The 12,856-nt window shown below is 66.3% G+C and carries 8 protein-coding genes; all 8 read left to right on the forward strand.

Features of this window, described 5'->3' with window-relative positions; genetic code table 11:
* Positions 1–251: 251 nt before the first annotated feature.
* A complete protein-coding gene (locus HPT29_RS03275; protein WP_173949968.1) occupies positions 252–2,027 on the forward strand; it encodes a type I secretion system permease/ATPase in 1,776 nt (591 codons plus the stop codon).
* Complete coding sequence (locus tag HPT29_RS03280; protein WP_173949969.1) at positions 2,028–3,350, forward strand: HlyD family type I secretion periplasmic adaptor subunit; 1,323 nt, start codon at positions 2,028–2,030, stop codon at positions 3,348–3,350.
* A 253-nt stretch (positions 3,351–3,603) separates the two neighbouring features.
* Complete coding sequence (locus HPT29_RS03285) at positions 3,604–5,838, forward strand: alpha,alpha-trehalose-phosphate synthase (UDP-forming) (protein ID WP_173949970.1); 2,235 nt, start codon at positions 3,604–3,606, stop codon at positions 5,836–5,838.
* Between the two features lie 22 nt (positions 5,839–5,860).
* Positions 5,861–6,613, forward strand: a complete 753-nt coding sequence (gene otsB / locus HPT29_RS03290; protein ID WP_259060455.1) for a trehalose-phosphatase — start codon at positions 5,861–5,863, stop codon at positions 6,611–6,613.
* Between the two features lies 1 nt (position 6,614).
* Positions 6,615–8,423 (forward strand): glycoside hydrolase family 15 protein, encoded by a 1,809-nt coding sequence (locus HPT29_RS03295; protein ID WP_173949971.1) that lies wholly within the window; start codon positions 6,615–6,617, stop codon positions 8,421–8,423.
* Positions 8,424–8,524: 101 nt separating this feature from the next.
* Positions 8,525–9,466 carry a glucokinase gene (locus HPT29_RS03300; protein WP_371823237.1) on the forward strand — a complete coding sequence of 314 codons (942 nt, stop codon included), beginning with the start codon at positions 8,525–8,527 and terminating at the stop codon, positions 9,464–9,466.
* 59 nt (positions 9,467–9,525) lie between these two features.
* A complete protein-coding gene (locus tag HPT29_RS03305; protein ID WP_173949973.1) occupies positions 9,526–10,641 on the forward strand; it encodes a succinylglutamate desuccinylase/aspartoacylase family protein in 1,116 nt (371 codons plus the stop codon).
* 549 nt (positions 10,642–11,190) lie between these two features.
* Positions 11,191–12,774: a peptide chain release factor 3 gene (locus HPT29_RS03310; protein ID WP_173949974.1), complete on the forward strand. Its 1,584-nt coding sequence runs from the start codon at positions 11,191–11,193 to the stop codon at positions 12,772–12,774.
* Positions 12,775–12,856: the final 82 nt, after the last annotated feature.

The raw sequence follows: 12,856 nt of genomic DNA on the forward strand, positions 1-12,856 counted from the left end.
GTGTTACATATAATAGGGTTACAAAAGGTGTCGTTACGGAACGCGACCACCTTAGGGGCATCTCGATACCCATAAGAGTGCTGAGAAACCTGGCCTTCCAGGCCTAACTATAACGAGATACTCTTGTGGGGCCACAGCCCGACATCGCAGCCATCGTCAGATGGCAAACGTTGTGGTAAGGTATAACCTTACGCGGCGGCTCTACAATCATGATGGCGCCGGGTCACTGGTCCGCCTACTGGAAAGACAACATGAAGCAGGCATCGAGAAATCGGGAAGAAAGCACAGAGGTCCAAGACGCTCTGAAGTCCTGCCTTCCCTCCTTCACCGGGGTTGCCGCCTTCTCGGCAGTGGTCAACCTTCTGGCTCTCACGGGCTCCATCTACATGCTCCAGGTCTATGACCGGGTGCTGTCGAGCCGAAGCATTCCCACCTTGATCGGTCTCTCGCTGATCACGCTGGCGGCCTTCGCCCTCTCGGGCGGCCTCGACATGCTGCGCGGCCGGATGCTCGCCCGCATCGGGGCTCGTTTCGACGAGCTGCTGTCGCACCGCGTCTTCGACCTCGTGGCCACGATGCCGCTGAAGGGAGCCAAGCAGGCCGAGAGCATGCAGCCGATCCGGGATCTCGACACGATCCGCGGCTTCCTGTCGAGCCTCGGCCCCACGGCCCTGTTCGACATGCCCTTCATGCCGATCTTCCTCATCGGCTGCTTCATGATCCATCCCGGCATCGGCGTCATGTCGGTGGTCGGCGGCGTCGTCATCATCATCCTGACCCTGTACACGGACGCCAAGAGCAAGGCTCCCTCCTACGAGGTGACCAAGAGCGGCGCCGAGCGTCACGCCATGGCCGAGACCAGCCGCCGCAACGCGGAGGCCATCCGGGCCAACGGCATGCTGGGCTTCCTGGCCAAGCGCTACGACGAGGTGCATGTCCGCCACGTCAATGACGGCCTGCTCGCCAGCGAATCCTCGGCCGGCATCAGCGCCTTCGCCAAGGTATTCCGCATGGTGCTCCAGTCGGCCATCCTCGGCCTCGGCGCCTATTACGTGATCCAGGGCCAGATGTCGGGCGGTCTGATGATCGCCGGCTCGATCCTGATGTCCCGCGCCCTGGCTCCCATCGAGATCGCGGTCGCCCACTGGAAGGGCTTCACCGCCTCCCGCCAGGCCTACCGCCGCCTGCAGCACATCATGACCCTGGTGCCCGCCCAGGGCCAGCGCATGCCGCTGCCGGCCCCGAAGGCCGCCCTGTCGGTGGAGGAGGTCTATATCGGGGCTCCCGGCGCCTCGCTGCCGATCGTCCAGGCCGCCACGCTCCAGCTCCAGGCCGGCCAGGGCCTCGGCCTCATCGGGCCGAGCGCCTCCGGCAAATCGACCCTCGCCCGTGCCCTCGTGGGCGTGTGGCCGACCCTGCGCGGCGAAATCCGCCTCGACGGCGCGGCTCTCGACCAGTGGGAGCCGGATGCGCTCGGCCGCCACATCGGCTACCTGCCGCAGGACGTGGAACTGTTCGAAGGCACCATTGCCGAGAACATCTCCCGCTTCCAGCCCGATGCGAAGCCGCAGGACGTGATCGCGGCCGCCCAGACGGCTGGTGCGCATGAGCTCGTCCTCAACCTGCCCGACGGCTACGACACCCGGATCGGCGAGGGCGGAGCCTCCCTGTCGGGCGGCCAGCGCCAGCGCGTGGCCCTCGCCCGGGCCCTCTACGGCAACCCGTTCCTGGTCGTGCTCGACGAGCCGAACGCCAGCCTCGACGGCGCCGGCGACGAGGCCCTGAACCAGGCCATCCTGTCGGTGCGCAAGCGCGGCGGCGTCGTCGTGGTCATCACCCACCGCCCGGCCGCTCTCGGCCAGGTCGATCAGGTCGCCATCATGGAAGAGGGCCGCATCAAGGCCGCGGGGCCGCGCGACGAGGTTCTGCAGTCCGTCATGAAACGCAATGCGACGCCGGCACCCGCTCCGGTGCGGCCGCAGCAGGCCCCGGCCGCCCAGGCGGCGAACCTGCGAGAGGTTGGTTAAATGTTGGTCGTTCAAGCTCCCAAAAAACCCTCCGTCCACCAGCGGATCCTGCGTCAGTCCACCATCGGCGGCGTGGCGATGATCGCCCTCTTCGGCGGGACGATCGGCCTCTGGGCCGCCACCTCGACCCTGTCCGGCGCCGTGGTGGCCGGCGGCCAGTTCGTGGTCGACACCAGCGTCAAGAAGGTCCAGCACTCGACCGGCGGCATCGTCGGCGAGCTGAAGGTCAAGGAGGGCGACCGGGTCGCCCAGGGGGATCTCCTGATCCGCCTGGACGAGACGATGACCCGGGCCAACCTGCAGGTGGTGGCCAAGCAGCTCGACGAGTATCTCGGCCGTCAGGCCCGCCTCGAGGCGGAACGCGACGGCGCGACCGAGGTCAAGACGCCCGAGGAATTCGCCAACCGGTTCAACGATCCGGCCGTCCAGAAGATCATGTCCTCCGAGCGCACGCTGTTCACGGCGCGCGGCGCCTCCCGCGACGCGCAGAAGGACCAGCTCAGGAAGCGCATCGCCCAGTCCCAGGACGAGATCGTGGGATTGAAGGCGCAGCAGACCGCGAAGGCCCGCGAGGCGGATCTGATCGTGGCCGAGCTGAAGGGCGTTCGTGATCTCTACGACCGGAACCTGGTCCCGATCACGCGCCTGAATGCGCTCGAGCGCGACGCCGCCAGCATCGAGGGCCAGCGCGGCCAGCTCATCGCGGCGGTCGCCCAGGCCGAGAGCCGCATCGCCGAGACCCAGTTCCAGATCATCCAGATCGACGAGCAGATGCGCGCCGAGGCCATGCAGGAGCTCCGCGAGATCCAGGGCAAGATCGCCGAGTACACCGAGCGGCGCGTGGCCGCCGAGGATCAGCTGAAGCGCATCGACATCCGCGCGCCCAGTGACGGCTTTGTCCACCAGCTCAACATCCACACGATCGGCGGCGTGATCTCGCCGGCCGAGCCGGTGATGAACATCGTGCCGGTGAACGACAAGCTCGAGCTCGAGGCCAAGGTGCTGCCCAATGAGATCGACCAAGTGAAGATCGGCCAGAAGGCGACCGTGAAGGTTCATGCCTCCAACGCCCGCATGGTCCCGGACCTGCACGGGGCGGTCCAGCGGATCTCGGCCGACGTGTCCCGCGATCAGCAGACCGGCGCGACCTTCTACACGATCCGGATCGAGCTGCCGCAGGACGAGGTCAAGAAGCTCGAGAACATCCATCTCATCGCCGGCATGCAGGCGGAGGTCTTCGTCGAGGTGAACCAGCGCACCCCGTTCGAATATTTCTTCAAGCCGATGCAGGAGCAGATCGCCCGCGCGTTCCGCGAGCACTGATCCCGCCTGTCCTGAAACGCCGATAGACCGCGGCCGGTGGCGACAGCACCGGCCGCGGTTTGCGTTTGAAGCATGGCTCGACGACCGTTCCTGTTCCGCTCAAGCCTGGAAAGTTCCGCCTTCAAGCCCATAACAGGGGCGAAGGCCGCGCACGCCTGCGGTCTTCCATCGAACCCGACGTCCGGCGGCCGGCCTGGCAGCCCGTCCCGAGGGACCCGATGGCACTGTCGAACATCTTGAGGAAGCTAGAGTTTTGAGGATCATCTTCCGCTTTGGCGGTATCGCAATGCTTGTCGCGGCCATCGTCATCCTGGCCGTGCTGCCCTTTGCTACATCCTTCGTGGAACAATGGTCGCGCCGCGATGTCGAGCTGCGATCCCGTCTCGTGTTCAATTCCGTCCGGGACCAGATCAGCGGGCTGCTCGCCCGGAATGACACGCAGCAGGCCGGCATCCTGTTCGAGCGCATCGCCTCGGACGAGCGCGTTCTCGCCATCGGCTATTGCGACGGGCAGGAGCTGCGCTTCCCCACCAGCAACATGCCGCCGTCCTTCTCCTGCGCCGAGGCGTCCCGATCCGATGCGGAAAGCTTTTCCGTGGTCCGGAACCAGGATCACAACGTCCTGGTCAGCTCCTTTCCCCTCAATGCCCCGAACCGTCCGGGCCATCTCGTGGTCCTGCACGACCTGAGCTATGCCGACCAGCGCGGCGGCGAGGCGAGGAACTATCTCTTCCTCGCCCTGGCCGGCGTCGCCTTCGGGGCCGCGGCGCTCGCCGCCATGATCGCGGCCATCATCATGCGCCGGTGGCTCGCCTCCATCCGGCAGGCCCTGGAGAGCGCCCGAACCGGCAATGCCAATCCGCCCGTCGAGGAGAACATCATCCCGCTGGGACAGGAGATCCGCGACGTCCTCCAGGAGCTCGAAGCCTCGCGGCGGACGATCGACGCGGCCCATACGGACTGGAGCCCGGAGACCTTGCGGGCGGCCCTGTCCAACGAGCTGTCCGGCTCCGAGGTCATCGTGGTGTCCAATCGCGAGCCCTACATCCATAACCGCACCGAGGGCGGCGAGATCTCCCTGCAGATCCCGGCGAGCGGCCTCGTGTCGGCCCTGGAGCCGGTGGTGCGCGCCTGCGGCGGCACCTGGGTCGCCCACGGCAGCGGAACGGCCGACCGGGAAACCGTCGACGCCAATGACCGGGTCCCCGTTCCCCCGAACCACCCGTCCTATACCCTGCGCCGCGTCTGGCTCTCGGAAGAGGAGCAGGACGGCTATTATTACGGCGCGGCCAACGAGGGCCTCTGGCCCCTGTGCCACATCGCCTTCGTGCGGCCGATCTTCCGGGAGGCGGACTGGCAGTTCTACCGGTCCGTCAACGAGAAGTTCGCAGACGCGATCGTGGCCGAGGCCAAGCGCGAGGACCCGATCATCCTCGTGCAGGATTACCATTTCGCGCTGCTGCCCAGGATGATCCGCGACCGGCTGCCCCGGGCGACCATCGTGACCTTCTGGCACATCCCCTGGCCGAACGCGGAAACCTTCGGCATCTGTCCCTGGCGGGAGGAGATCATCGACGGGCTCCTGGGCTCGTCGATCCTCGGCTTCCACACCCAGGCCCACTGCAACAATTTCCTGGACGCGGTCGATTCCTACGTGGAGAGCCGCATCGACCGGGAGAAGGACTCGGTGTTCTTCGGCGGCGAGGAAACCCTGATCCGGCCCTATCCGATCTCCATCGAATGGCCTCCCACCGCCATGGAAGGGCAAAAGCCCGTGGAGGAATGCCGCAGGATCGTGCGCGAGCGTCTGGGATTGTCCCAGGACATGCGCATCGGCGTCGGCATCGAGCGCTTCGACTACACGAAGGGCATCATCGACCGCATGCAGGCCATCGACGCGCTCCTGACCGAACATCCGGAATGGCACGGAAATTTTGCTTTCGTTCAGGTGGCGGCGCCTACCAGGAGCAAGCTGTCCAACTACCGCCAGCTCCAGGAAGAGGCCGAAGCCTTGGCGCGCGAGATCAACGAGAAGCACGGCAGCGACGACTACGAACCGATCAAGCTCCTCATTCGCCATCACGAACCCGACCAGGTCTTCGAACTCTTCAGGGCGGCGGATCTGTGCATCGTGTCGAGCCTGCACGACGGCATGAATCTCGTGGCCAAGGAATTCGTGGCCGCGCGGGACGACGAGCAGGGCGTGCTGATCCTGTCGGCTTTCGCCGGCGCGTCCCGCGAATTGTCCGAGGCGCTGATCGTCAATCCCTACAATGCCCACGCCATGGGAGAGGCCATCAACCGCGCGCTCACCATGCCTCAGCCCGAACAGCGCGAGCGGATGCGGCTGATGCGCGATCAGGTCAAGGAGCGCAATGTCTATCGCTGGGCAGGCCAGATGCTGCTGGCCGCCTCCCGCCTGCGCAAGCAGCAGCGGATCCGGCGACTGATCGCGAAGGGACGGAGGCTTGCGCCAGCCAATGCGTGAGGCTCCTGCAGGACAAGGCCCGATGCCCGACATGAACGAGCGTTACGCCCTCTTTCTCGATTTCGACGGAACGCTGGTAGACATCGTCGAGCGCCCGGATGCGGTCCGGGTGGACCCGTCTCTTCCCGCCGTCCTGACCACGCTTCAGGAGCGGCTCGGCGGGGCGCTCGCCATCATCAGCGGCCGTCCCGTCGAGTTCCTCGACGGACGCTTCGTGCCCCACGCTTTCGACATGGCCGGACTTCATGGGCTCGAGCACCGGATCGCCGGGAAAATGTCCATGTGCGATCCCGGCGAGCATCCGGCCCTGCGCGCGACGGTCGAGCGCCTGAGCGCGATCGTGTCAGGCAAGGAGGGCGTCCTCATCGAGGACAAGGGCTGCTCGGTCGCGGTTCACTGGCGCCTCGCTCCCCACGAGAAGGACTTCGCTATCGCCACCGCCCACGCGGCCGTGGAGGCGCTTGGCGCGGATTACCGTGTTCAACACGGGAAAGCTGTGGCAGAAATCCTTCCCTCGGCGGCGGGGAAGGGCAAGGTGATCGAACGATTCCTTCAGGAAGCTCCCTACAGGGGGCGGCGCCCGATCTTCGTCGGCGATGACCTGACCGACGAGAACGGATTCAAGACCGTGAATGCGCAGGGCGGCCTGTCAGTGCGCATCGGTGCTGGAGATACCATTGCCAAGGTTCGCCTTGGAACGCCTGCGGATCTGCGACATTGCCTGTCCACGTGGGCTTTCGAGGGAACCCTGCCTTTCAAAGGGGATGATTGCTGACATGAGTTCGCTTGATCTTGCCGTTATCGGCAACTGCACGATCTCGGCCCTGGTGGACCGCCGTGCCCAGATCGTCTGGAGCTGCTTTCCGCGCTTCGATGGCGATCCGGTCTTCTCCGCCCTGCTCGACAGCCCCGAGGGCCAGACCGATGCGGAGCAGAAAGGCGTCTTCGCCATCGACATGGTGGGCATGGTGTCGTGCGAGCAGACCTATCTCGAGAACACGGCGGTTCTCGTGTCCAGGATGACCGATTCCTTCGGCAACATCCTCGAGGTGACGGACTTCGCCCCGCGTTTCAAGCATTACGACCGCACATTCCGGCCGCCGATGCTCATCCGCCGGGTCTACCCGGTGAAGGGCCGCCCGCGCATCCGCGTGCGGCTGCGCCCCCATTACGACTGGGGCGGCTGCCCGCCGAGCCTGACCCGCGGCAGCAACCATCTGCGCTTCGTCGGCCCGGCCTATTCGCTGCGGCTCACCACCGACGCCTCCGTGTCCTACGTGCAGGACGAGCGCCCCTTCGTGGTGGACCGGCCCCTGTCGTTCTTTTTCGGCGAGGACGAGCCGCTGCGGTCCGAGACGGATTCCACAGCCCGCGCGTTCCTCGACAGCACGGTGGATTTCTGGCGCGACTGGGTGCGCTCGCTCTCCATCCCCTTCGACTGGCAGGAGGCAGTGATCCGCGCGGCGATCACGCTCAAGCTGTGCAATTACGAGGAGACGGGCGCCATCGTGGCGGCACTCACCACCTCGGTGCCGGAAGCGCCGCACACCAAGCGCAACTGGGATTACCGCTATTGCTGGCTACGGGACGCGTATTTCGTCATCCAGGCCCTGAACCGGCTCGGCACCACCAAGACGATGGAGGAATACCTCACCTACATCACCAACATCGTCGACGACATGGAGGCCATTCCCGACCAGAAGGACATGCCGCCGCTCTTCAGCATCACGCGCTCGCCGGACCTGGAGGAGCGCGAGGCGACGGCGCTCGCCGGCTACCGCGGCATGGGGCCGGTGCGCGTCGGCAACGCGGCCTATACGCAGATCCAGAACGACGCCTATGGCAGCATCGTCCTGGCGTCCGTTCACGCGTTCCTGGACAAGCGCCTGATCCGCACCGGCAACCGGGCCCTGTTCTCCCATCTGGAGAAGCTGGGGCAGCGCGCCCTCGAGGTCTTCGACCAGCCCGATGCCGGCCCGTGGGAGCTGCGCACCAAGGCGGCCGTGCACACGTTTCCGAGCGTGATGTGCTGGGCCGCCTGCGATCGCCTCATCAAGATCGCCGAGGCCATGGGCCGCGAGGACCGGGCCGCGTTCTGGCGCGAGAACGCCGACCATATGCACCGGGTGATCAACGAGCGCGCCTACAATCCCGAGAAGGGCACCTTCGTGTCGTCCTTCGACGGCGAGGATCTCGACGCCACGCTCCTGCTGCTCGCCGAGCTCGATTTCGTGAAGCCGGACGATCCGCGCTTCATCGCCACCGTGGAGGCCGTGGGCTCGAAGCTGCGGCGCGGCGATCTTCTGCTGCGTTATGATGTGGAAGACGATTTCGGCCTCATGCATACGGCTTTCATGATCTGCGGCTTCTGGTACGTGGATGCCCTGAACGTCATCGGGCGCAAGGACGAGGCGAAGGAACTGTTCGAGCACATTCTGAGTTTGCGCAATTCGTTCGGACTCTTCTCCGAGGATGCGGATTTCACGACCGGAGAGCTGTGGGGGAACTTCCCTCAGACCTATTCCATGGTGGGTCTCATCAACTCCGCGGTTCGCCTGAGCCGGAGCTGGGAAGAGGCGTTCTGATCATCGGGATCGGGCGCGTGACGCGGAAAGGACGATAGGTTTCGATGTTCGCATTTCCTGTTCTGCTCGGGGATATCGGCGGAACCAATGCCCGCTTCGCCATGCTGCCGGCGCCGGGTGCCGCCGTCCGGCTGCTGCCCAGGACCCTGACGGCGCAGACCCCGGACCCCGTGGGGGCGATCAGGATCGCGCTCGAGGCCTATGACGGGCCGGCGCCCCGCTCCGCCATCATCGCGGTGGCGACCCGGGTGGATGCGCCCGCGATCCGTCTCACCAACGCCCATTGGGTGATCGACGCGCAGGCCATCGGCCGGGCCCTCGAGCTCGAGCGGGTGACCCTCGTCAACGACTACACGCCCGTCGCCGCCTCGGTGACGGTGCTCGACGAGGCCAGGGGCGATCTTGCGCCGATCGGCAGCTTCCCTGCGCCCAAGCCCGGCGCGCAGGTCGTGCTCGGACCCGGAACGGGCCTCGGGGCGGGGGCGCTCGTTCCCGTGGAGGACCGCCTGGCGATCCTCGCCACCGAGGCGGGCCACATGGAGTTCGGGCCGACGAACGCCGAGGAGACCGCGATCTGGCCGCATCTGGAGCAGGTCGGCGGGCGGGTCTCGGGAGAGGTCGTGCTGTCCGGTCCCGGCCTGTTTCGCATCGCCAAGGCGCTCGCCGCCCATCGCGGCGTCGATTGCCCCTTCACGATTCCCAACGACGTCCTGGCGGCAGCCCGCGAGGGCGATGCGCTCGCCAAAGACGCGCTGGCGCATTTCGCGCGCTTCCTCGGGCGCTTTGCGGGCGATCTGGCGCTGACCTTCGAATCCTCCGGCGGCGTCTTCATCGCGGGCGGCATCGCGCCCCGCATGGTCGACATCCTCCAGGCGGGCGATTTCCGCGAGGCCTTCGACCGCAAGGCTCCGCACGACGACTGGGCCCGGAAGGTGCCGGTCTACGCCATCGTCAATCCGGAGCCGGCCCTGGAGGGGTTGGCCGCCATCGTGTCGAATCCGCAGCGTTTCGTCTTCCAATCGCAGGGGTGGCAGGCTACCTGACGGGGTCAACCCGACCCATGGGGCCGCTTCGCCCTATGGCCGCCACCGATTGTCGAGTCATGAAAACAGAACAGATTGCCCTGTCCCCCCTGGCGCCCGGAGCGGACCTGTCGCTGACGGTCCAGCGCTTCGGCCCCGCGGGTGCCCGGCCCCGCATCTATGTCCAGGCTTCGCTCCATGCGGACGAGATCCCCGGCATGATTGCCGCCCATCACCTGCGCGAGCGCCTCGGCGCGCTCGAGGCCGAGGGCCGGATCAGGGGCGAGATCATCCTGGTGCCGTCCGCCAATCCCATCGGCCTCGCTCAAAGGGTCATGGGCGACCATATCGGCCGCTTCCACCTGGCCGACGGGGTCAACTTCAACCGCGGCTATCCTCACCTCGTGCCCAAGGTGGCCGAGCGGGTCGAGGGCAGGCTCACGCAGGACGGGGAGGCGAATGTCCGCGTGATCCGGGAGGCCCTGCGGGCCGAGCTCGAAGCCTGGCGGCCGTCGAACGCCGCCGAGGTCATGAAGAAGACCCTGCTGGGGCTCGCGCAGGAAGCCGACATCGTGCTCGACCTGCACTGCGATTCGGAAGCCGTGGTGCATCTCTATACCCACGGCCGCTCGGAGGAGGAGTTCGCCCCACTCTCGGCGCTGCTTGGCGCCCACGCCTATCTCCTTGCCGACGTCTCGGGCGACGAGCCGTTCGACGAGGCCTGCAGCCGGCCCTGGGCGGAACTGGCCGAGCGCTTCCCCGATCATCCGATTCCGTTCGCCTGCCACTCGACGACCCTCGAGTTCCGGGGCGAGCGGGACGTCACGCATGAGACGGGACGGGCCGATGCGGCCGCGCTGATCGACTACCTGACCCTGCGCGGCGCCATTGCCGGCGAGGCTCCCGCCGTGCCCGAGGCGCTCTGCCGGCCGACGCCGCTCGCCGCTTCCGAGCCCGTCCAGGCTCCGGCCAACGGCATCCTGGTGTTCCGGACCGAGGTCGGCACGACCGTGGCGGAGGGCGAGGTGATCGCCGAGGTCATCGATCCGCTGACCGGGGCCGTGACCCCGGCCAAGGCTCCGACCGCCGGGGTGATGTTCGCCCGCATCGCCGTGCGCTTCGTCACGCAGGGCATGCGGCTCGCCAAGGTGGCCGGCACGGAGGCGAAGCGCACGGGCAAGCTGCTCGGGGCTTAGTATCTCAAGGGCTGACGAAAACGCATTGTCGTCATCACCGGCGTCGTGCCGGTGATCCCGATCGGAAGAGCGCTGCGCCTCATCGGATCGGGATGGCCGGGACAGGCCCGGCCGTGACGTGAAGGGGAATTGCTGATCGGACCCCCGCTGAGCCAGACCCGAGACAAAAAGAAAGGCCGCCCCGAGAGGCGGCCTTTCCATTGTCGGTTCCACGGCCCGTTAGAGCCGGCCATAGGCATCGGACCCAAAAGTGGACCCCACTTTTGGGATCCATTCGATGCCCCTTCTTCAAGGGCGCATCGTTGGGTGCGGAAAACCGGATTCCACTTTTCCGCTACGATGCGTGTGCGTTACGCACCGATCTCGGCAGAGGCCAAGATCCAGGTCACGGCAACCGGGGACCGTAGGGTATGACAATGAGACACTGGATCACCTCCTTTCGCTGTTGACGGGAAACCCCCATATGGGGTCAGAAGAGCCCAGCGAAAGGGCGGGGCGCTGCGGCGTTCTGTCCCTTAACCGTCATTCCCAGAGAATTCTTTGAACGCCATGACCGATCTTCCGGCCCCCGTGGGCCGCCGCCGCACCTTTGCGATCATCTCCCACCCGGACGCGGGCAAGACCACCTTGACCGAAAAGCTGCTGCTCTTCGGCGGCGCGATCCAGCTCGCCGGCGAGGTGAAGGCCAAGAAGAACCGCGTCTCGACCCGGTCCGACTGGATGGGGATCGAGAAGGAACGCGGCATCTCGGTGGTGACCTCGGTCATGACCTTCGAATACGGCGGCTGCGTCTTCAACCTGCTCGACACGCCGGGCCACGAAGACTTCTCGGAGGACACCTACCGGACCCTGACGGCGGTCGATTCGGCCATCATGGTGATCGACGCCGCCAAGGGCATCGAGGCGCGAACCCGCAAGCTCTTCGAGGTCTGCCGGATGCGCGACATCCCGATCGTGACCTTCATCAACAAGATGGACCGCGAGGCGCGCAATCCTTTCGATCTGCTCGACGAGATCGAGAAGACGCTGGCCCTCGACACGTCGCCCGTCACCTGGCCGATCAGCCAGGGCCGGAGCTTCGCCGGCACCTTCGACCTGCACCGCAACATGGTCCGGCGCATCGATACGGACGAGGAGCCGACCGCCGTGTCCGGTCCGGACGATCCGAAGCTCGTGACTCTGCTGCCGCCGGAAGAAGTCGATGCATGGCAGGAGGAGGTGATGCTGGCCCAGGAGGCCTGCAAGCCCTTCGACCTGCAGGCCTTCCGCGAGGGACATCTGACGCCCGTGTTCTTCGGCAGCGCCTTGCGCAATTTCGGCGTCCGCGACCTGATCGACGCGCTGGCTGCTTACGCGCCCCCGCCTCGCGGCCAGGAGGCCGACAAGCGCCTCGTCGAGGCGGGCGAGGGCCGCATGACCGGCTTCGTGTTCAAGATCCAGGCCAACATGGATCCGAACCACCGCGACCGCATCGCCTTCATGCGCATCTGCTCGGGCAAGCTCCAGCGCGGCATGAAGGCGAAGCTCGTGCGCACGGGCAAGCCCATGAGCCTGAACTCGCCGCAATTCTTCTTCGCCCAGGACCGCGCCATCGCGGACGAGGCCTGGGCCGGCGACGTGGTCGGCATTCCCAACCACGGAACCCTGCGCATCGGCGACACGCTGACCGAGGGCGAGGACATCGTCTTCCGCGGCGTGCCGAGCTTCGCGCCGGAGATCCTGCGCCGCATCAAGCTGCAGGACGCCATGAAGGCGAAGAAGCTGCGCGAGGCGCTGCAGCAGATGGCGGAAGAAGGCGTGGTGCAGCTCTTCGTGCCGCAGGACGGCTCCGGGGCCATCGTGGGCGTGGTCGGCGCGCTCCAGCTCGACGTGCTGAAAGAGCGTCTGGGCGCCGAATACGGCCTGCCGATCGACTACGAGCCGACCCGCTTCTCCATCTGCCGCTGGATCACGGCGGACGATCCGAAAGAGCTCGACAAGTTCATCGACAGCCATCTCTCGTCGATGGCGCGGGACCTCGACGATGCGCCGGTCTTCATGGCGCCGAACATGTTCAACCTCCAGTACGAGGTCGACCGCTACAAGGCGATCCAGTTCTCGGACGTGAAGGACTATCAGAAGAAGGCGGCCTGAGGGACGAAACCTCGCCGCGGTCGTTCCCGCCCATGCGGGGCGACATCCCCCGTGTCATGGCCGGACTCGTGCCGGCCATCCC

Source organism: Microvirga terrae (assembly GCF_013307435.2).
In the GTDB taxonomy this organism is placed as follows: domain Bacteria; phylum Pseudomonadota; class Alphaproteobacteria; order Rhizobiales; family Beijerinckiaceae; genus Microvirga; species Microvirga terrae.

What these genes read in the sequence shown, in the direction of transcription:
- HPT29_RS03300 (WP_371823237.1), top strand. Translation starts at nt 8,525, where the DNA reads ATGCTGCCGGCGCCGGGTGCCGCCGTCCGGCTGCTGCCCAGGACCCTG.
- HPT29_RS03295 (WP_173949971.1), top strand. Translation starts at nt 6,615, where the DNA reads ATGAGTTCGCTTGATCTTGCCGTTATCGGCAACTGCACGATCTCGGCC.
- HPT29_RS03275 (WP_173949968.1), top strand. Translation starts at nt 252, where the DNA reads ATGAAGCAGGCATCGAGAAATCGGGAAGAAAGCACAGAGGTCCAAGAC.
- HPT29_RS03280 (WP_173949969.1), top strand. Translation starts at nt 2,028, where the DNA reads ATGTTGGTCGTTCAAGCTCCCAAAAAACCCTCCGTCCACCAGCGGATC.
- HPT29_RS03305 (WP_173949973.1), top strand. Translation starts at nt 9,526, where the DNA reads ATGAAAACAGAACAGATTGCCCTGTCCCCCCTGGCGCCCGGAGCGGAC.
- otsB (WP_259060455.1), top strand. Translation starts at nt 5,861, where the DNA reads ATGCCCGACATGAACGAGCGTTACGCCCTCTTTCTCGATTTCGACGGA.
- HPT29_RS03310 (WP_173949974.1), top strand. Translation starts at nt 11,191, where the DNA reads ATGACCGATCTTCCGGCCCCCGTGGGCCGCCGCCGCACCTTTGCGATC.